The organism is Candidatus Palauibacter australiensis, assembly GCA_026705295.1.
Lineage (GTDB): Bacteria > Gemmatimonadota > Gemmatimonadetes > Palauibacterales > Palauibacteraceae > Palauibacter > Palauibacter australiensis.
Window position 1 is genome coordinate 1 of record JAPPBA010000087.1, and the last position, 19071, is coordinate 19071.

Annotated in this window: 20 protein-coding genes; 19 read left to right on the top strand and 1 reads right to left on the bottom strand. The window is 69.7% G+C overall.

Translation table 11 applies throughout. The features are described from left to right. Positions 1-268 (bottom strand): transketolase (locus OXN85_06720; protein MCY3599646.1); only part of this gene is annotated, 268 nt, incomplete at its 3' end. Positions 269-465: 197 nt separating this feature from the next. On the opposite strand from OXN85_06720, the gene OXN85_06725 reads away from it, so the two are divergent. The 19 genes from OXN85_06725 to OXN85_06815 all read left to right on the top strand — a co-directional run bounded on the left by OXN85_06725 (position 466) and on the right by OXN85_06815 (position 19068). Continuing rightward, the gene (locus OXN85_06725) at positions 466-1239 is read left to right on the top strand and encodes an RsmE family RNA methyltransferase (GenBank protein MCY3599647.1); all 774 of its coding nucleotides are present in this window, start codon (positions 466-468) and stop codon (positions 1237-1239) included. Then, a complete protein-coding gene (locus OXN85_06730) occupies positions 1236-1571 on the top strand; it encodes an HIT domain-containing protein (GenBank protein ID MCY3599648.1) in 336 nt (111 codons plus the stop codon). The genes OXN85_06725 and OXN85_06730 overlap by 4 nt, the downstream gene beginning before the upstream one ends. A gap of 6 nt (positions 1572-1577) precedes the next feature. After that, positions 1578-3962 carry a Smr/MutS family protein gene (locus OXN85_06735; protein ID MCY3599649.1) on the top strand — a complete coding sequence of 795 codons (2385 nt, stop codon included), beginning with the start codon at positions 1578-1580 and terminating at the stop codon, positions 3960-3962. A 63-nt stretch (positions 3963-4025) separates the two neighbouring features. Further along, positions 4026-5843, top strand: coding sequence for a DNA primase (gene dnaG, locus OXN85_06740; protein ID MCY3599650.1), 1818 nt, complete (start codon positions 4026-4028; stop codon positions 5841-5843). A gap of 14 nt (positions 5844-5857) precedes the next feature. Continuing rightward, positions 5858-6577, top strand: coding sequence for a hypothetical protein (locus OXN85_06745; GenBank protein ID MCY3599651.1), 720 nt, complete (start codon positions 5858-5860; stop codon positions 6575-6577). A gap of 13 nt (positions 6578-6590) precedes the next feature. Beyond that, positions 6591-7166: a 16S rRNA (guanine(966)-N(2))-methyltransferase RsmD gene (gene rsmD / locus OXN85_06750; GenBank protein MCY3599652.1), complete on the top strand. Its 576-nt coding sequence runs from the start codon at positions 6591-6593 to the stop codon at positions 7164-7166. Positions 7167-7177: 11 nt separating this feature from the next. Further along, complete coding sequence (gene coaD / locus OXN85_06755; protein ID MCY3599653.1) at positions 7178-7687, top strand: pantetheine-phosphate adenylyltransferase; 510 nt, start codon at positions 7178-7180, stop codon at positions 7685-7687. After that, positions 7684-8538, top strand: a complete 855-nt coding sequence (locus OXN85_06760) for a phosphate acyltransferase (protein MCY3599654.1) — start codon at positions 7684-7686, stop codon at positions 8536-8538. The genes coaD and OXN85_06760 overlap by 4 nt, the downstream gene beginning before the upstream one ends. After that, positions 8535-8867: an STAS domain-containing protein gene (locus OXN85_06765; protein MCY3599655.1), complete on the top strand. Its 333-nt coding sequence runs from the start codon at positions 8535-8537 to the stop codon at positions 8865-8867. The genes OXN85_06760 and OXN85_06765 overlap by 4 nt, the downstream gene beginning before the upstream one ends. A 19-nt stretch (positions 8868-8886) precedes the next feature. After that, complete coding sequence (locus OXN85_06770) at positions 8887-10692, top strand: SpoIIE family protein phosphatase (protein ID MCY3599656.1); 1806 nt, start codon at positions 8887-8889, stop codon at positions 10690-10692. Continuing rightward, positions 10689-11525 (top strand): 16S rRNA (adenine(1518)-N(6)/adenine(1519)-N(6))-dimethyltransferase RsmA, encoded by an 837-nt coding sequence (gene rsmA, locus OXN85_06775; GenBank protein ID MCY3599657.1) that lies wholly within the window; start codon positions 10689-10691, stop codon positions 11523-11525. Before OXN85_06770 ends, rsmA begins: the two co-directional genes overlap by 4 nt. Positions 11526-11579: 54 nt before the next feature. After that, positions 11580-12227: a redox-sensing transcriptional repressor Rex gene (locus OXN85_06780; GenBank protein MCY3599658.1), complete on the top strand. Its 648-nt coding sequence runs from the start codon at positions 11580-11582 to the stop codon at positions 12225-12227. Between the two features lie 5 nt (positions 12228-12232). Next, positions 12233-13132: a 3'-5' exonuclease gene (locus OXN85_06785; protein ID MCY3599659.1), complete on the top strand. Its 900-nt coding sequence runs from the start codon at positions 12233-12235 to the stop codon at positions 13130-13132. Between the two features lie 15 nt (positions 13133-13147). Next, on the top strand, positions 13148-14359 hold the full coding sequence (locus OXN85_06790) for an acetyl-CoA C-acyltransferase (protein ID MCY3599660.1): 1212 nt from the start codon (positions 13148-13150) through the stop codon (positions 14357-14359). Next, positions 14356-15261, top strand: coding sequence for a type II CAAX endopeptidase family protein (locus tag OXN85_06795; protein MCY3599661.1), 906 nt, complete (start codon positions 14356-14358; stop codon positions 15259-15261). Before OXN85_06790 ends, OXN85_06795 begins: the two co-directional genes overlap by 4 nt. Further along, positions 15248-16114 carry a 3-hydroxybutyryl-CoA dehydrogenase gene (locus tag OXN85_06800; protein ID MCY3599662.1) on the top strand — a complete coding sequence of 289 codons (867 nt, stop codon included), beginning with the start codon at positions 15248-15250 and terminating at the stop codon, positions 16112-16114. The genes OXN85_06795 and OXN85_06800 overlap by 14 nt, the downstream gene beginning before the upstream one ends. Beyond that, positions 16111-17304 (top strand): acyl-CoA dehydrogenase family protein, encoded by a 1194-nt coding sequence (locus OXN85_06805; protein ID MCY3599663.1) that lies wholly within the window; start codon positions 16111-16113, stop codon positions 17302-17304. Before OXN85_06800 ends, OXN85_06805 begins: the two co-directional genes overlap by 4 nt. Positions 17305-17360: 56 nt before the next feature. Continuing rightward, positions 17361-18605 (top strand): serine hydroxymethyltransferase, encoded by a 1245-nt coding sequence (locus OXN85_06810; GenBank protein ID MCY3599664.1) that lies wholly within the window; start codon positions 17361-17363, stop codon positions 18603-18605. 100 nt (positions 18606-18705) lie between these two features. Beyond that, positions 18706-19068 carry a hypothetical protein gene (locus OXN85_06815; GenBank protein MCY3599665.1) on the top strand — a complete coding sequence of 121 codons (363 nt, stop codon included), beginning with the start codon at positions 18706-18708 and terminating at the stop codon, positions 19066-19068. The last annotated feature ends 3 nt before the right edge of the window (positions 19069-19071 follow it).

The following is a 19071-nucleotide window of genomic DNA, read 5'->3' on the forward strand; positions in this document are numbered from 1 at the left end:
GGAGGATCGCGGCGTGTCCGGCCGAGAGCACGAACCGGTCCCGACCGAACCAGCCGGGGTCTTGCGGGCTGTACCGCATGTGGCGCATCCACAGGCTGTACGCCACCGGGGCGAGCGCCATCGCGGTGCCGGGATGCCCGGAGCCGGCTCGCTGCACGGCGTCCATGGCGAGCGTGCGGATGGTGTCGATGGACTGGGATTCTACGGAAAGATCCGCGCCCGGAGCGGCGGACCCGGAAACGGCTTCGACGGTCCTTGTCTCGTTCAATAGCCCCCTCGCGCGAGTTGGATCGCCCTTGGCTGGCCCAATGCCGGGAAGCCGGAGGCCGCGCGAGACAACTCGTGATGGGCGGGCCGCTTCGGCGGAGCGAACATAAGGGTTCGAGGCGCTGCCGGAAAAGGCTCCGCCGCGAAGCCCGCGAAGCTGGTGGCGATGGCCCGCCGCCAACGGATACGTTGCCCCCCGTGAGCGATCCGACGTTCTTAGCCGAGAGCCTTGCGAGCCTGGAAGCCGGCGCTCGGGCCGAGCTCGCGAGCGACGACGTGAGCCATATCCGTGCCGCCCGGCTCCGCCCCGGTGGCCGTCTCACGGTCACCGACGGCGCCGGAAGCCGCTGGGAGGCGGAACTCGTTGCGCTGGACCGGCGTCGCGCCAGCTGCCGGCTGCTCGCTCCCCTTCCGCCGGAGCCCGCGCTCCCACTGCACCTCTGGGCCCCCGTGGCGAATCGCGACCGTTCCCTGTGGCTCGTCGAGAAGGTCGTGGAGCTGGGCGCCGCCACGGTCACGTGGATCGATTGGGAGCGGTCGCGCTCCGTGGCCGACGCCGGGCGCTCCGAGGGCTTTCTGCGGCGGGCGGACGGCCGCGCCAGGGCGGCGCTGAAGCAATCGGGTCGCAGTTGGCTCCCCCGGCTGACGGGGTCCCTGATGCCGGAGGAGGCGCTCTACCACCACCACGGAGCCGGGTGGCTGGCCGACGCGGAAGGACGGCCCTGGCTCTCCGCCGGGATCGCCCGCCGCCGGGAGTGGCGACACGCCGTGACCGGGTTGACCGTCGCGGTGGGGCCGGAGGGAGGCCTGACGAATCCGGAGCGACGTGGCTGCGTGGAGGCGGGCTTCGAACTCGTTTCGCTGAGTCCTGCCGCGTTGAGGTTCGAGACCGCCGCGGTGGTCGCCGTGGCGGCGGCAGCGGCGATGCTGGCGGACAACGAAAACGAGGCAGACGACGAGGGGACGACATGATCGACTGCGTATTCTGCGGCATCGCTTCGGGGGCGGTCGAGGCCACGATCGTCGCCGAGGCGGACGATTGGGTGGCGTTCCGGGATCTCGAACCCCAGGCGCCGGTGCACGTGCTCGTCATCCCGCGGGCGCACATCTCGAGCCTCTCGACTCTCTCGGAAGGGCCGCTCGGAACCCAGCTTCTTCGCGCTTGCGCGGCCGTGGCGGACGCGGAGGGGCTGGACGGCGGGTATCGCGTCGTCACGAATGTCGGTGCCGATGGCGGCCAGGCCGTGCCTCACCTGCACTTCCATGTGCTCGGCCGGCGCCGCATGGGCTGGCCGCCCGGGTAATCGGCCGTGGATCACGCGCTCCGGGTCATCGAGTTCGACCGCGTGCTGGCGGCGGTCGGCGAACGCGCCGTGTCGGAAGCGGGTCGCTCCGCGGTGCACGGGCTCCGGCCGCTGCCGGATGCGGCATCGGCGCGCCGCTCGCTCGCGGCCGTGCACGAACTTCGGGAACTCATCGGGAGCCGGGACGGATGGGCGCTGGACCAGATCGCGCCGCTGGACGGGGCTCTCCGGCGGCTCGCGATCGAAGACGCGGCGCTGGAGCCGCTTCAGTTGCTCGCGTGCGGACAGGTCATGGCCGTCGCACGCGCCGTGCGGCGACTGGAGGCGCGACTCGATCCCGATGGCCTCCCGGCGGAGCACGTGAGCCGGTTGTGGGGAGAGGCGGCCCTCGAGAAACGGATTGCGCGCACCTTCGATGCGACGGGAGCGATCGCGGATGGCGCCTCCCCGGAGCTTCGGCGCATCCGCCGCGCGCTCGCGACCCGGCGCGGCCGGCTCGTTGACGAACTCACGCGATACGCCCGATCGCTCCCGGAACGCGTCCGTGTGCCCGACGCCTCGGTCACCGTCCGAAGCGGTCGCTACTGCATCCCGGTCCGCCGCGAGGGCAAGGGGATTGCGGGCGGTCTCGTGCACGACGCGTCCGCCAGTCGCCGGACCCTGTTCGTCGAGCCGTCGCGCGCCATCGAGGCGATGAATGAGATCCGGGAACTGGAACTCGGCGAAGCCCGCGAGGTAGACCGGATTCTGCGGGACCTTTCCTCTGCCGTGCGCGCCCGCGCGACCGAACTCGCCGTTTCGTACGCCGCGCTCGTGGAGTTGGACTCGCTGCGCGCCCGCGCGCTCTTCGCGGACGAGATGGACGCGGCGCCCCCGGCCTTCGTCGAGGCGGGGGGCGAGGGGATCCACATCCGCGGCGCTCGCCATCCTCTGCTTGCCCTCGATGCCGGCGGAGCGGTCCCGTTCAACCTCGACCTCTTGGCGAGCGAACGCGTCCTTCTCGTGTCGGGTCCCAACGCGGGGGGAAAGACGGTGTTTCTCAAGACGCTGGGCCTTCTGTGCGCGCTCTCGCAGAGCGGGATCCTGCCACCGCTGGGCGCCGGAAGCCGGATCCCCTTCTTCCGTCGCTTCTTTGCGGTCATCGGGGACGAACAGTCGATCGAAGCGTCGCTCTCCACCTTCGGCGCCCAAGCGCGTAACCTGGCCGAGATTCTGCACGAGGCCGGAGACCGGGACATGGTCCTCTTCGACGAGATCGGCAGCGCCACGGATCCGGCCGAGGGGGGCGCGCTTGCGGCGGCATCGCTGCGGCGGCTGGCGCGGCAGGCGCGTCTGACGGTGGCCACGACCCACCTCGGCGACCTGAAGCGTCTCGCCGACGGGAAGGCCGCGGTCGTGAACGCCTCGCTGGAATTCGATGGGACGCGCCTCGAACCGACGTACGGTCTGGTCAGGGACCGGCCCGGCCGTAGCTACGCGCTGGTCATCGCCGCGCGACTGGGGGTCCCGGATGACGTCCTTGCCGATGCGCGCGACCGGCTTGGGCCGGAGCACGTCTCGCTGGACGCGCTCCTCGCCCGCCTCGAAGCCGAACGGGGCGAGGTCGAGGACCTGCGGGCCCAACTCGAGCGCCGCGCCGGGGAGACGGCCGAGCGTGAACGCGACCTCGCGTCCAGGGAGACCGCCCTGGCCGATTCGGAGCGCGCCGCCGGTCGCAGGCGGGAGGCGGAGCGGCTCGCGGTGCTGCGCGAGGCGCGCGAGCGAGTGGAGGCCGCGATCTCACGCCTCGAAGCCGAATTCGCCGCGGGGGATGAGGCGCGCCGCCGAGAGGCGAAGCGGGTCGCGCGCGGAGAGGTGGAGCGGGCGCTCCGGGCGTCTTCGCGCGCGCTTCGTGCGCTGGGCGAGTCGGCGCCTCCGTCGGCGGATCAGGCCGTCGGAGTCGGCGACACCGTCCGCTGGGACGCGTCCGACCGACCCGCGCGCCTCGTCGAAATCCGGGAGGATCGCGGCGTCATCGAGGTGGGCGAACTGCGGCTGACGGTACCGCTGGGGGAGCTGACGCCCCATTCTGCACCGGCGAGCCGTTCGGTCGGGTCGGCCGGGGTCCGGGAAGCCGGCGGGCGGCCGGAACGTCGACCGGACTTCAACGTCGCCACTGAGGTCGATCTCAGGGGCCTGCGCGTCGACGAAGTGGAGGGGACGCTCAACCCGGCCGTCGATGCGGCCGCGGTCGGAGACCTCCCGTGGCTCAGGATCATCCACGGAAAGGGAACGGGCGCGCTGAGGCAGAGGGTCGGGCAACTGCTCGCCGCGGACCCGCGGATCCGGCGCTTCAGAACCGGTGAACCGAACGAAGGGGGCACGGGCGTCACGGTCGTGGAATTCGAGTGAGCGCGGGTTGCGCGCGGTGCGCGGGATGATGGGCCGTCCAGGTCCCTGCCCGGAGGCAGGATCGTGGTGAGCGACAGCCTCGTCGAGGACATCCGCGCGCGGGCGGACATCCTCGAGATCCTGGGGGAGTACGTCCAGCTTCGAAGATCGGGGAAGAGCTACCGCGGACCCTGCCCCCTGCACGGCGGAGACGGCCCGAACTTCTCCGTCGACCCTCAGCGCCAGATCTTCAAGTGCTTCGTCTGCGGTGAGGGCGGGGATGTCTTCGGTTTCCTGATGAAGCACCTCGGCCTCGACTTCCCGGAGGCGGTGCGCCACGTGGGCGCGAAGGTCGGGATAGAGGTCCCGCACCGGGAGGAGCGCCGCGAGGATCCGTATGCGCCGCTGCGCGGAGTGCTGGCCTTCGCGGCCGAGTGGTTCCAGGGCCGGCTGCGCGAGCCGGCCGGCGCCGGCGCGCGCGACTACATCCAGGGGCGCGGACTGACACTGGAGGAGGCGCTCGACTTCGGGCTGGGCTACGCGGAGGACGAGTGGCGGGCGTTCCGCTCGGCCGCGGCTCGACACGGGATTGAGGAGCGGACGCTGCTCGACCTCGGGCTTCTCGCGACGAGCGAGAGGGCGGAGGAGCCGTACGACCGTTTTCGCGGGCGTCTCATGTTCACGATCCACGACCTGCGCGACCGGCCGATCGGCTTCGGCGGCCGCATCCTCGACGCCGCCTCCGACGCGCCCAAGTACATCAACTCGCCCGAATCCCCCGTCTTCCACAAGGGGGAAGAGCTGTACGGACTCAACCGGGCCCGACACGCGATGCGGCGCGAGGACTGCGCGGCGATCGCGGAAGGGTTCACCGATGTCATCGCGCTGCACCGGGCCGGCCTCGGCTTTGCGGTCGCCGGGCTGGGGACGTCCTTCACCGCGGACCAGGCGCGCCGCATCGGCCGATACACGAAGCGGGCCTACCTGCTCTACGACAGCGACCCCGCCGGGCTGCGGGCGACGTTCCGAACCGGGGACATTCTCCTCGCCGCCGGGATCCACCCGATGGTCGTATCGCTCCCCTCCGGCGAAGATCCTGATTCGCTCATCCGCCGGGACGGTCCGGCGGCCATCCGGCAGCTGCTGGACGACGCGGTGGACCTTCTCGAGCGTAAGCTCCAGATCCTTCGCCGCGAGGGGTATCTCGACCGGGTGGAGGGGCGCCGCCGCGCGGTGGATGGCCTGCTCAGCACTCTGAGGGCGGTCTCCGATCCGGCGCTCCGCGACATCTACGTGGACCGGGCGGTGGAAGGACTGGGAATACGGCGCGACACGCTCGTGGATGAGATCGCCCGCCTCGAACGTTCCCGGCTCCAACGCCGTCCCCCCGCAGCCAGCGCGGGACGCCCCCGTCGCGCGCCATCCCCCGCCTCGCGGACGGAGCACGATCTACTTCTGCTGCTTGTGCGCGACCCGGCGCTCACGCGGCAGGCGGTGCGCGTCGGGCTCCTGCCCGGCCACATGTCCGACCCGCGGGGCCGCGAGCTGTTCGAGATCCTGTCGGCCGCATCGGACGAGGGGGTCGATTCTCCCGACTGGACATCCGTCTCCGACGCGGCCGGGGAACTGGCGAAGACGCTGCGGGAGTCCGACCGGGAGCTTCCGGACACTGCCCGGGTATTCGACGCTGTAGTGCGTCGCCTCCTCTATCGAAGGCATCGTGAACGGATCGAGGAGATCGGCCGCGCGATCGAGCTTGCGGAGCCGGAGCAGCAACGTCGATTGTTGGGCGAGAAGCAGGAACTCGTGCGCGAACTTCGTGCCGCGGGCGAGTCGGGGGCGTTCATGCCGGCGGCGGAGACGAAACGCCCCTCCAAGCCGACTACGGCCACGCAGCGATGACTGCCGGGGAGAGTATGCAAGCGAGCGATATCGTCGAGGAGTTACTCACCCTTCAGGAGATCGATCACAGGATCCTGAAGATAGAAGCTGAACTCGAGAGTCTCGGCCTTGAGGAGGCCGGGCTCCGGGAGACCGTGGAGACGCTGGAGTCGCAGGTCGCGCGGATCCGGGCGGAGGCGGCGGAGGCGGAAGGACGCGTGCGGCAGTTCCACCGGTCCGTGGAAGCCGGCAGGGCGACGCTCAAGCGCCTCGAAGCGCGCTCCGTCGCGGTGGCGAACATGCAGCAGCATCTCGCGGTTCGGAGCGAAACGGACACGGCCAGGCGCAACCTGCGGGCGGCGGAGGATGACCAGCTCGACGCCATGCAGGATGTGGAGACGGCGCGCGGGGCGCTGAAGGCGGCGGAAGCGGAGCTGGGGGAGGCGGCCGCGCGGCTGGCGGAACGGAGCACCGCCGCCGAGGAACTGCGGGCGAATCTGGAGGGGGATCTTCAGCACTGCGGCGCCAGCCGGAGAACGCACGAAAGCCGGCTGGACCGCCGGGCGCTGCAGCTGTACCGCACGGCGGGAGGAGGGGGGCGCCAGGCGGCGCTCGCCGAACTTACCGTCGATGGGGTGTGCGGCCGGTGCTACACGGCGATACCCAAGCAGCTGCAGGCCGAGATCCGGGCGCGGCGAAGCCTCGCCGTCTGTGAGGGTTGCGGGATCATCCTCTACCCGGGAGCACTCGTCTGACACGCCCCGTCATTTGAGGCTTCGCATCATCGCGGGCGATCTGGGCGGCCGGTTCATCGAAGCGCCCCCTGGACGGCGCACCCGGCCGACGGCGGAGCGGGTGCGGGAGGCCTGGTTCTCCGCGCTCGCGGGCGCTGTCGATGGGGCCCGGGTCGCCGATCTCTACGCCGGCTCCGGGGCCTTGGGGATCGAGGCGCTGTCGCGAGGAGCGGCGCACGTCCATTTTATCGAGTCGGATCGTCGGGCGGTGGCGATGCTGCGCCGCAACGTGGCGACGCTCGATCTCGTAGACCGATCCCGGGTGGTGCGGCACGATGCCATCGGCTGGGTCGACGGTCTGAACGAAATGGGCGACGTGCCCGGCCCGGGCGCGACTCTCGATCTGGTCTTCGCGGATCCACCGTATGCGTCCACCGGCGGCGCGCGGCTGGTCGAACGCTTCCGAGCCCGTCCGTTCGCCTCGCAGTTGTGGATCGAGCACCGTCCGGACGCGGAATGGGCGGCGGCGGCCGACTGGACGAGGGAATACGGTGACACCTGTGTCAGCCGGTTCCGGGCTCCGGCCGACGCGTCAACCCGAACACTCTGACGGGGAACCCGATGAACAATGCCGTCGCCGTGTACCCCGGGTCGTTCGACCCGCTGACGGTCGGACACGAGGACATCGTGCGCAGGAGTCTGGGGGTCGTCGAGCGACTGATCGTCGCCGTGGCGGAGACGGCCACGCAGGCAAAGTCGGGACTGTTCGAGATCGAGGAACGCGTCGATCTGATCCGCGAAGTGTTTGCGGACGAACCCCGGATCGAGGCGACGTCCTTCTCTGGCCTGCTCGTGGATTTTGCGCGCTCCCGCGAGGCTCGGATCATCGTCCGCGGGCTGCGGGCCGTGAGCGACTTCGAGTACGAGTTCCAGATGGCGCTCATGAACCGCTCGCTCTGGCCGGAGGTCGAAGTGCTCTTCATGGCGCCCTCCACGCGCCACACGTTCCTGAGTTCCTCGCTTGTGCGCGAAGTCGGACGTCTGGGCGGAGACGTGACGGACTTCGTGAGCCCCGTCGTGAAGGCCCGCATGGACCGTGCCTTCGGGCGAGACGCAGCAACCCACAGGTGACGCCGCCGACCCGACGCGGCTTCATCGACCGGCTGAGGGCGCGGGCCGCCGCCATGGAGCGGCACATCGGCTTTCCGGAGGCGGACGAGTCGCGCACCGCGCTGGCGATTCGCCGGCTACGGGAGGAGGGGTGGGTACGCCCCGTGGAGATCCGGGCCGGCGCGGACGGCCTCGAGCATGCCGCGCAGCGCCTGGCGGCGGGGGAACTGGACGGGGTCGTGGCCGGCGCCGTGCACGCGACGGCCGACGTCATCCGCGCCGGGCTGCGGGTCGTCGGCTTGGCCGATGGCGTGGAGACGGTCTCCGCCGCTTTCTACATGGTGCTTCCCGATCCCGACGCGCGGGTGCTCACGCTCACGGACGCCGCGGTCGTCCCGGCACCGACTCCGGCTCAGATGGCGGAGAGCGCTTCGGCGGCCTGCGACGCGCACCGAGCCGTTGCCGGAGAAGAACCGGTCGTCGCGTTTCTCTCATACTCCACTCTCGGCTCGGCTGCGGGGCCGGCGGTCGAGCACGTGCGGGAGGCGCTGGACATCTTCCGCCGCCGTCGACCCGACATCGCGGCGGACGGTGAACTGCAGGCCGATGCCGCACTCGTACCCGACGTCGCCGCGCTGAAGGCTCCGGGGTCTCCGGTGGCCGGCCGCGCCAACCTGCTCGTCTTCCCCGGCCTCGATGCCGCGAACATCGCGTATAAACTGCTCGAGCGACTCGCCGGGGCGCGCGCCCTGGGGCCTGTCCTTCAGGGGCTGCGGCGACCGCTGAACGACCTCTCCCGCGGCGCGTCCGCCTCCGATATCGTGGATGTCGCCTGCATTACGGCACTCATGTCACCTGGGAGCGAAGGATGACGTTTTCGATCGAACAGGCCGGAGCCCATACCCTCGTCGGCGTGGGCGGCCAACTCACGATCAACAACCGCGGTGAATTCAAGGAGCGCGTGCTCGCGCGTCTGGCGGATGGCGATACCGACTTCGTGATCGACTTCACCGAGGCCGACTACATCGACTCCTCCGGCCTGGGGGTCCTCGTCAGTCTCTCCAAGTACATCCGCGACACCGGAGGGCGCCTCACGCTGACAGGGTTGAACGAGGATCTTCAGCGGCTCTTCGCCCTGACCCGACTGGACTCGCTGTTCGAGATCGCCGAGTCCCGGGCAGCCGCGCTCGGCGAGTCCTGACCGGAGCCGCGGCTCCGGAATGAAGGACGGCGAGCCGGCCCGCATCCTGGTCCTCTCAAGCCGGCCGGACATTCTCCAGGCCGTCTCGGACGCCGCCGCGGAGATCGACCCGTCTCCCGAAGTGAGAGGGCTCTTCGGGCGACCTCTGACGGTGCTCCCGACGGATCTCATCCTGGTGGACATCGCCGAGCCGCGCGCAACGATGCCGTATCTGCACCGGCGCTTCGGCGCCGCGTCGGCGCTTGTGGCGCTCATCGACGGTGCGTGGATCGACCGTCTGGGCTCGGCGCTGGGCGAGGACTGGACCGACTACCTCTTCCATCCTCTCAACGCGGCCGAACTCGGCTTCGTGTGGCAAAAGCACACCTCGCCTGCCGAAGCGCCCGACCTGAACCTGGACCTCGACGAATCGGGGCACATACGCGTCGTTTTTCCGTCGAACGTGCGCTACCAGCGCGCCGTGGTGGAGAGGGTCGTCGTCGCATGCCGGCACCTCGCCGATCTGGATCGCGAGACGGCGTTCAGACTCCGGGTCACGCTCGGAGAGGCCGTGGCCAACGCGATCCTCTACGGGAGCGGGGACCGTGCCGGCGCCGTCGTGCGCGTCTCGGCGAAGGCGGACGCGGAGGGCCTGCGCGTGAAGGTCTCGGACGAGGGAAGCGGGTTCGACCCCGATGCCGTGCCGGATCCCGTATCGGCCGAAGGCATCGGCCGGCCGCGGGGGCGGGGCCTCTTCCTCTTGAGAAAGCTCGCGGACGGCGTGGCGTTCAACGAGACCGGCAACAGCGTCACCCTATCGTTCCGGGGGGCGCCGGATCCGCTCGTGAGGATCGAACCTCTCCTGAGACGCTTCGCCGAGGTCACGGGTCTCAGATTTCGGCTCGACCGGCTGTTCGAGGATGGATCGCAGGTGCTGTTCGACAGCTGGGAGAACGACGAGGCAGCGAGCCCTCCGCCGGAGATTCGGGAGACGTGGCCGCTGGGGGATGCGGGGCGGTTGCGCCTGGTCCACGAGTGGGCGAGTCGCGGCGATGCCGCCGCGACGCTGCTTGCGGGCTGGATCGGCGCCGTGGCCGAGGGCGAACAGTCACGGGAGCGGCTTCTCGCGCGACGGTTGCGCCGGGAGCGGGTACTGGCCGAGCTGGAGATCGCCCGGGACCTGCAACTGAAGCTTCTTCCGCCCCCGGAGGATTTCCGCGATCTCGGACGGATCGCGGCCCGCTGCGATCCGGCACTCTCCCTGGGCGGCGATTTCTACTACCTCGTCCGGCTCACCGGCGGTTGCCTGGGGGTCATGCTGGGCGACGTGAGTTCGCATGGCCCCTCCGCCGCGCTCATCATGGCCCGCACGCTGAGTGCCGTGGTCCTCGCGACGGGCGTGGAAGCCGAACCCGCGGCCGTCCTCGACGCCATGCACGGGCAGCTCCGGGCGGCGCTCGACGCGACCGAGATGTACATGACGCTCTTCTACGGGGTCATCGATCCCGGGCGCGGAGAGCTGCGCTACGCGAACGCGGGCCACCCGTACGCGTATCTGCTCGGATCGGACGGGATACGCCGTCTCGCCGCGCTCGATCCGCCGGTCGGCGTGGCCCCGGTCCGGTCGTACCGGCAGACACGGGTTCCGTCCGCGGGTGAGACGCTGTTGGCGTTCACCGATGGCCTCGCCGAACTGAGCGATCCCCTCGAAACACCCGATGCACGGGTGCGGAAGCGCATCGACCAAGGCGACCTCGATCCCGAGGTTCTCGTGGCGTCGCTCTTCGCGGACAGCGATGACGAGATGAGACTGGACGACCGGACGGCCGTCGCGGCTTCGCTGTGACCCCCGGGAGGACCGAACGCCCCCGGCCGAAGCGCGCGCTCGGCCAGAACTTCCTGGTCGACCCGAACATTCAGCGCAAGATCGTGCGCGAACTCGATCCTCAGCCCGCGGACGTCGTGCTCGAGGTCGGACCGGGGCACGGAGAACTGAGCCAGTACCTCGTCGGCTGTTGCCGTCGCCTCATCCTCATCGAGAAGGATCGCGATCTTGCCGGCGGGCTCCGCGACCGCTGGGGAGGGCGGCCGGACGTGGTTGTGGTGGAAGGCGACGCACTTCGCCTCCGACTCCCGAACCACGTGCGGGGCGCCGCCGCAGTGCGCGTGGTGTCGAACGTCCCGTACAACATCACTTCACCCCTCGTCTTCGCCTTTCTCGAACTCGAGCCGGCCGCCATCCGCATCGTGCTCACGGTGCAGAGAGAAGTGGCGGAGCGAATCGTCGCAGCGCCGGGGATCAAGGCGTACGGCGCGCTCTCCGTCGGGGTGCAGGCGCTGGCGGACGCGTCGCTCGCCTTCCGGGTGGGCCGGCAGGCGTTCCGTCCCGTCCCCGCGGTCGATTCGGCGGTGGTTCGCCTGGAACCGCGGCCGGACGCCGCCGAAGTGGACCGCGTGGCGCTCAGGACGTTGACGCGCGCGTGCTTCAACCGCCGCCGGAAGCAGCTGCAGAAGACGCTGCGGACGGCTTCGGAGCTGAAGTTCTCGGGAGATGCGGAGGCTGTGTTGGCGCAACTCTCGATCGATCCCGCGGTGCGCCCGGAGATGCTCGATCCCCCCACTTTCGTGCGTCTGGCCGCGGCGCTTCAGGCGAGGCAGAGCGGGGGCGCGTCGCGTTGAGTTGAGGACGGGCCGGCCCTATCTTGGTTTGTGAAACCTTTCACAAGGGTGGGCATGAGCGGCAGAATTTCCGATTCGACGGTTCGACGCCTCTCCCTGTACCTCCGCATGTTGCGCGACCTTGAGCGAGCCGGCGCGGAGTTCGTGTCCAGTTCTCAGCTTGCCGAGCCCTCGGGGGCCACCTCGGCCCAGGTCCGGAAAGACCTGAGCCACTTCGGCTCATTCGGGAAACGTGGGCGAGGATACTCGGTCGACGGGCTCGTGCGGGCGCTGGAGGAGATCCTCGGGCTCTCGCGCAGTTGGAGGATCGCGCTGGTGGGCGTCGGCAAGATCGGGTCGGCGCTGCTGGGGTACGGCGGGCTGGCGGCGCGCGGATTCGATGTCGTCGCGGCCTTCGATGTCGACGAGGCGAAGGTCGGGACTCGGGCCTACGGACTCAGGATTCGTCCCATGAAGGACCTCCGGCCGGTCATCGCGGAGTGTCGGGCGGAGATCGGGGTCGTCGCGACCCCGACGGAGGTGGCGGCCGAGATCGCCGCGGAACTTGAGCGCGCAGGCGTGGGCGCGATCCTGAACTTCGCACCGATCGAACTCTCGGAGGTGAACGGGGTGCCGATCCGGACGGTGGACATCGTGCTCGAACTCGAAGGGTTGAGCTACCTGATGTCCGAGGCGGGTCGGCGTACCCGGAGCGACGCGTGACGGGCATGCACTTCGCTCCCGATGGAGTGCTGGTGCGCGAGGCGTTGCGCCAGCTCGAGGACGGTCCTCGCTCGTCCGTGGAGTTGGTGGCCCAGGTGCTCGGCATGCAAGGGTGCCCGCCGGCCATGGCCCGCCGCCTCGTCGCACAGTTGCTCGACGGGGTTCCCGAGGTCGCCCGCGACGGGGAAGGCGGCGACGCATGGCGTTTGGCCGCGGGAGGGAGGCGGACCCGAAAGCCGGCGGCCCGGCGGCTGCACGACCTCCGATACGCGGTCGTGGATGTCGAGACGAACGGCGGCGTCGCGGGGGGGAACGGTCGGGTCGTCGAGATCGCGATCGTGGATGTAGATCGTGGCGCGATCGGGGGATGCTATTCGACGCTCGTGGATTCCGGCGTGGCCATTCCACCGTGGATCACGCGCCTCACCGGAATCCGCACGGAGATGACGCACGGAGCGCCGAGTTTCTCGCAGATCTGCGATCGGGTGCGCGGGCACCTGCGTGGCCGGGTTTTCGTCGCACATAACGCGGCGTACGATTGGGGCTTCCTGCGCGCCGAGATGCGGCGGGCGGGGGCCGGCCTCCCGCGCGGACCTCGCCTGTGCACGGTCCACATGGCGCGCCGACTGCTACCGGGACTCGAGCGTCGAGGCCTGGATTCGGTCGCTGACTACTACGGGATCGAGATCAGCGAGCGTCACCGCGCGCGAGGCGACGCGGTCGCGACGGCTCGTATCCTCGTCCGCATGCTCGCGGACGCGGAGCGCCGCGGCTGGACGACGTGGCCCGCGCTCCGCAAGGCTCTCGGGCCGGTTCCGTCACCCGGGCGCGGCGGGCGTCGGGGCCGGCATTCCGAACGGCACGAACACGCAAACGACGGCATGAGCGATAGGCATGAGCGATAGACATGAGCGATAGACATGAGCGATAGCGACAGAATTCCGGTCATCGTTTCCGCCGCGCGGCTCCCCACGGGCCGCTTCATGGGCGGACTCTCCTCCCTCGCGGCCCCGGACCTCGGCGGTCTCGCGATCTCGGCGGCGGTCGACCGGGCCGGGGTCGACCCGGACGAGATCGACGACGTGATCATGGGGAATGTCGTGCAGGCGGGGGTCGGGCAGGCGCCCGCCCGCCAGGCGGCGATCCGCGGCGGGGTGCCCGTGACGGTCCCGGCCGTGACCGTGAACAAGGTCTGCGGCTCCGGCCTCAAGGCCGTCATGCTGGCGGCGCAGGCAATAAAGGCCGGTGACGCCCGGGTCGTGGTGGCCGGCGGGATGGAGTCGATGTCGAACGCCCCCTATCTCCTCCGGGGACACCGGGAGGGAGTGAAGTTCGGCGACCGGTCCCTCGTCGACGGACTCATACACGACGGGCTGTGGTGCGCCTTCGGTACCTGCCACATGGGCGGTCACGCCGAGTACACGGCCCACAAGGCGGGCGTGAGCCGGGAGGATCAGGATGCCTACGCGCTCGGCAGCCATGAGAAGGCGATCCACGCGATCGATGCAGGGGAATTCGCCGCGGAAGTCGTCCCCGTCCACATCGAGACCCGCAGGGGAACCGTGACCATCGACACGGACGAGCCGCCGCGGCGCGGCACGTCGCTCGAGGCGCTCGGGAAGCTCAGACCCGCCTTCGCGGGAGATGCCCCGCCGGAGGTGACCGAGCCCAGCGTCACGGCCGGGAACGCGCCCGGCCTCAACGATGGGGGCGCGGCCACGGTCGTCACGTCCGAAGCTTACGCCGCGGCGCACGGACTTCCGATCCTCGCACGGATCCGCGCCTATTCCGTCGGGGCGACCGCGCCCCGCGATCTCTTCTTCGCCCCCGTCGCCGCCGTGCGGAAGCTCATGACGCTCGACGGGACGGTCGTCGCCGACTACGGGCTCGTGGAGATGAACGAGGCGTTCGCCGTCCAGTGTCTTGCGGATGCCCGCGAACTGGGACTGGATCTCGATCGTGTGAACGTCCGCGGCGGGGCGATCGCTCTCGGCCACCCGATCGGCGCCTCGGGCGCGAAGATCCTCACGACGCTCCTCCATGCCATGCGGGACCGTGACGTCGAGCGGGGGATGGCCACCCTGTGTCTCGGCGGGGGCAACGCCGTCGCGATGAGCGTCGAGCGCCGGTGAACGTGAAGCCTGAAGGCTGGGCTTGGGCCGGGAGGCTGGCGGCATTCGCCGGCCTCTTCATCGCCTTCGGACTGGTGCTCGGGTTCGCGGTCGCGGTCATCGCCGGCCTTCCGGGCGTCGAGGCGACGGAGGCCGTCGACTGGCGGAACGTCGCGCCGGTGCTGCTCGCGGCGTGTGCGGCCACCTGGCTGTTGGCCGTCGGCATCGACAGGCGCCCGCTGTCCGCGCTTGGACTGAGCCGCGGGCTTCCCGGTCTCGCCGAACTCGGTTCCGGCGTGCTGGCGGGACTTGCGATCATCGGCGCGGCCATTCTCACCCTGGCCGCGCCGGGCTGGGTCTCGTGGACGGCCTCCGCCGCACCGCTCCTCACGGGCGTGAAGGTCTCGGCCCTGTTGCTGGCGGCGGCGTTCACGGAGGAACTCCTCTTTCGAGGGTATCCCTTCCGCGTACTTCACGTCCGCTTCGGGCCGGTGCCCGCCGTGGTCGCAACCTCCGTCGCCTTCGGTCTCATGCACGGCGCCAATCCGGGTGTGACGCCGCTGGCGCTGGTCAACCTGACTCTGGCTGGCGTGCTGCTCGGCGTGGCGTACTGGCGTTCCGGCAGCCTGTGGTTCGTCACGGGCCTCCACTTCGGCTGGAACTGGGTGATGGCGGCAAGCGGCCTGCCCGTGAGCGGGCTGGACGTATCGATTTCCGGCCTCGAAACCACCGTCACCGGCCCAGTGCTGTGGACGGGTGGCGCATTCGGGCCCGAGGGTGCGCTGAGCATCACGTTCGTGACCGTCCTGGGAACCTTCTGGGTGTGGCGGGTCGCGGGGTCGCGAAGCCGCTCCGCTTCCCGGTTGTCGACGACAACCGCAAGCCCGGCCGTGGATGATGGGAGCCTCGATGCGAGCGGGTGAGGTATCGCGGGTCGGCGTCGTCGGCGCGGGTACGATGGGAAGCGGCATCGCCCACGTGTTCGCACTCGTCGGCATCGACGTCCGCCTCGTGGACGTGGACCCGGAAGCACTCGACCGTGCGCGCGCCTCCATCGAGCGAAACCTCGCGCGCCAGACCCGCCGCGACCGGATCTCCGCCGGAGAGGCCCGGGAGGCACTCGAACGGATCGCCACGGAGCCCTCGCTGGCGGCGCTCGAGGATGCGGAGGTCGTCGTGGAGGCCGCGAGCGAGGATCCGAGGCTCAAGTTCCGGCTCTTCGAGGAGTTGTCCGCCGTCGTGAGTCCGGAAACGCTGCTCGCGTCGAACACGAGTTCGATTTCGATCACCCGCATCGCCTCGCACGCCGCGGACCCGGGGCGCGTGATCGGGATGCATTTCATGAACCCGGTGCCCGTCATGCGCCTCGTCGAGGTGATTCGGGGGCTCGAGACCTCCGACGAGGCGGCCGACCTCACGCTCGGCCTCTGCAAACGGCTCTCGAAGACGGCGGTCCTGGCGAACGACTATCCCGGCTTCGTCGCCAACCGGATCCTGATGCCGATGATCAACGAAGCCGTGTACTGTCTCATGGAGGGGGTGGCGGAGGCCGAGGCCGTTGACACCGTGATGAAGCTCGGCATGAACCATCCCATGGGACCGCTGGCGCTCGCCGATCTCATCGGACTGGACACGTGCCTCGCCATCATGCGGGTCCTGCACGCGGAACTCGGCGACTCCAAGTACCGGCCCTGTCCGCTGCTCGCGAAGTACGTCGCCGCCGGACGGCTGGGCCGGAAGACCGGTCGCGGCTTCTACGACTACTCCGAGGCATGATGACCGTCCGCCGCTCCTGGTCTGCGCTCGACCTCTCGTCCGAGGCGGAACAGATTCTCACCCTCGCCCGCCAGTTTGCCGAAGAGCGGCTGCAGCCCACGGCGGAAGCCAGGGACGCGAACGAGGAACACTTCGATGCGGAGGTGCACCGCGAACTGGGGGAGCTCGGCTTCCTCGCCATGCGGGTGCCCGAGCGGTACAACGGCCTCGGGCTCGACCTCGTCACGTACCTCTACGTGCTGGAGGAACTCGCGTGGGGAGATGCGGGGGTCGCGGTCTCCGTCAGCATCCACAACTCGCTCGCCGCCGCGATCCTGCTTCGTCGCGGAAGCGAGGCACAACGGGACGAATGGCTTCCCCGCATGGCCAGCGGAGAAGTCCTCGGCGCCTTCTCCCTCTCCGAGGCCGGCGCCGGTACGGACGCCGCGGCGCTTCGCACGCAGGCCACGCCGGCGGAAGGCGGCTGGATCCTCAACGGCGAGAAGATGTGGGTGACGAACGGCGCCTCCGCCGATGTTGTACTGACCTTCGCCAGGACGGACACAGCGGAGGACCGGCGTGGATCGCGCGGCATCAGCGCCTTCCTCGTGCCGCGCGGGACGGACGGCCTGTCGGTCGGCAGGAAAGAGAGAAAGATGGGCCAGCGGGGCTCGGAGACCGTCGCGTTGTCTCTGAAGGATGTGTTTTTGCCGCAGGAACTTATGGTAGGTGAGGTAAACCGGGGCTTCAGCTATGCGCTCGAAGGCCTCGAGGCGGGGAGGCTCGGGATCGCGGCTCAGGCCCTCGGCATCGCCTCGGCCGCGGTGGACGCGGCGTTCGAATACGCGGATACCCGACGCCAGTTCGGGCGCTCGCTGCGGGAGTTTCAGGGAATGGAATTCAAGCTCGGCGATATGGTGACCCGGCTTGAGGCCGCCCGGGGGCTGCTCGAGCGGGCGGCCGCCGCGCACTCAATGGGAGACCCGCGGGCGCGCCGCCTCTCCAGCGTGGCCAAGTTGTTCGCGAGCGAGACCGCGATGACGAACGCCCGCGAGGCCGTCCAGGTGTTCGGGGGCTACGGATACTCGCGGGAGTATCCCGTGGAACGTCTGTTCCGGGACGCGAAGGTCACCGAGATCTACGAGGGAGCCAACGAAATGCACCGTAGTCTGATCGCGCGACAACTCTACAGAGAGAGGGGATACGTGTGAGTGCGAAGGCGGAACCTGGAGCCATCGGCGCCCTGGACCCGCGCCCGCTCCGCGAGATGGATCCCGCGGTGGCGGCCTCGATCGACCGGGAGCTCGAGAGGCAGCGTATGGGCCTGGAGCTCATCGCGAGCGAGAACTTCGTTTCCCGGGGAGTTCTCGAGGCGACCGGCTGCGTGATGACGAACAAGTATGCGGAAGGCTATCCCGGACGCCGCTACTACGGCGGCTGCGAGTTCGTGGACGAGGTCGAGAACCTCGCCCGCGAGCGAGCGCGCCGGCTGTTCGGGGCGGACCACACCAACGTCCAGACGCACAGCGGCTCCGGTGCGAACATGACCGCGCTCCAGGCGCTCACCGAACCCGGGGCGACGCTCCTCGGGATGGATCTCTCGCACGGGGGGCACCTGACGCACGGTTCGCAGGTCAACTTCTCGGGCCTCTGGTACCGGGTCGTCCCCTATGGGGTGCGAGCCTCGGACCGGACGATCGACTACGACGCGCTCCGGGAGACCGCGCTGGATGTGCGTCCTTCCGTCATCATCGCGGGAGCCAGCGCCTACCCCCGCCGGATCGATTTCGAGCGCTTCGCGGAGATCGCCGAGGAGTGCGGTGCCCGCGTCCTCGTGGACATGGCGCACATCGCGGGTCTCGTGGCGACCGGGCACCACCCATCGCCGGTCCCGCACGCGGATGTCGTGACGACGACGACGCACAAGACGCTGCGCGGGCCGCGGGGCGGGCTCATCCTGTGCCGCGAGGCGCACGCGAAGGCGGTCGACAAGGCCGTGTTCCCCGGACTCCAGGGCGGTCCGCTGATGCATGTGATCGCCGCGAAGGCGGTCGCGCTCGGGGAGGCTCTGCGCCCCGAGTTCGGGGAGTACTCGGATCTCGTCATGCGAAACGCCCGCGCACTCGGGCAGCGGCTCGCAGAACACGGCTATGATCTCGTGGCCGGGGGGACGGATACTCACCTCCTCCTAGTGGACCTCCGTACGACGGACCTCACGGGCAAGGATGCGGAAGCGCTCCTGGGTCGGGCGGGCATCACCGTCAACAAGAACACCGTGCCGTTCGAGACCCGTTCGCCCTTCGTGGCGTCCGGCATACGGATCGGGACGGCTGCGGTGTCGACCCGCTCCATGGGCGAGAACGAGATGGAGAGAATCGCCGATCTCATGGACCGCGCCCTGCGCTCGGAAGGCGATGCCGCGACGCTTTCGGCGGTCGACGCCGAGGTGCGGACGTTGTGCGAGGATTTCCCGCTCTATCCGGAAAATGACGGGGTTCACGGGAGGGCGTAGCTTGACGCCAACTTTTTCCCCCGTCTAACTTTGCCGTTCATGTCCTTGCGGGCGGTGCGCATGACGGCCGGGAAAGGGGCCTGGGACGAGGTGAGAAGAGGTGGACACAGCGGGCGTTCTGACGGGCATCAGGAAGGGCAACCCCAGGTATACGGAAGCCGCATACCTGTTCCTGCTCTCCGCCCTCCAGCGCCGATTGTCCAGCCTGGAACTGCCTCGTCACATCAGCGGCGCCGAAGTCGCCGACGCGGTGCGGGAACTCGCGCTGGAGCGGTTCGGCCCTCTGGCGCGGACCGTACTTGAGCATTGGGGCGTGCACGGCACGACGGACATCGGCGAGATCGTCTTCGCGCTGGTTGAATGTGGAGTGCTGATCAAACAACCCGACGATTCGCGAGAGGACTTCGAGGGGCTCTTCAGCTTCGACGAAGCTTTTGAGGACAGCTACCCCTGGAGCGCGTAGGGG

Bases quoted from the DNA above. Each gene is read 5' to 3' on its own strand.
- OXN85_06730 (MCY3599648.1), top strand. From the start codon at position 1,236: ATGATCGACTGCGTATTCTGCGGCATCGCTTCGGGGGCGGTCGAGGCC.
- OXN85_06745 (MCY3599651.1), top strand. From the start codon at position 5,858: ATGCAAGCGAGCGATATCGTCGAGGAGTTACTCACCCTTCAGGAGATC.
- coaD (MCY3599653.1), top strand. From the start codon at position 7,178: ATGAACAATGCCGTCGCCGTGTACCCCGGGTCGTTCGACCCGCTGACG.
- OXN85_06765 (MCY3599655.1), top strand. From the start codon at position 8,535: ATGACGTTTTCGATCGAACAGGCCGGAGCCCATACCCTCGTCGGCGTG.
- OXN85_06770 (MCY3599656.1), top strand. From the start codon at position 8,887: ATGAAGGACGGCGAGCCGGCCCGCATCCTGGTCCTCTCAAGCCGGCCG.
- OXN85_06780 (MCY3599658.1), top strand. From the start codon at position 11,580: ATGAGCGGCAGAATTTCCGATTCGACGGTTCGACGCCTCTCCCTGTAC.
- OXN85_06785 (MCY3599659.1), top strand. From the start codon at position 12,233: ATGCACTTCGCTCCCGATGGAGTGCTGGTGCGCGAGGCGTTGCGCCAG.
- OXN85_06790 (MCY3599660.1), top strand. From the start codon at position 13,148: ATGAGCGATAGCGACAGAATTCCGGTCATCGTTTCCGCCGCGCGGCTC.
- OXN85_06800 (MCY3599662.1), top strand. From the start codon at position 15,248: ATGCGAGCGGGTGAGGTATCGCGGGTCGGCGTCGTCGGCGCGGGTACG.
- OXN85_06805 (MCY3599663.1), top strand. From the start codon at position 16,111: ATGATGACCGTCCGCCGCTCCTGGTCTGCGCTCGACCTCTCGTCCGAG.
- OXN85_06810 (MCY3599664.1), top strand. From the start codon at position 17,361: ATGGATCCCGCGGTGGCGGCCTCGATCGACCGGGAGCTCGAGAGGCAG.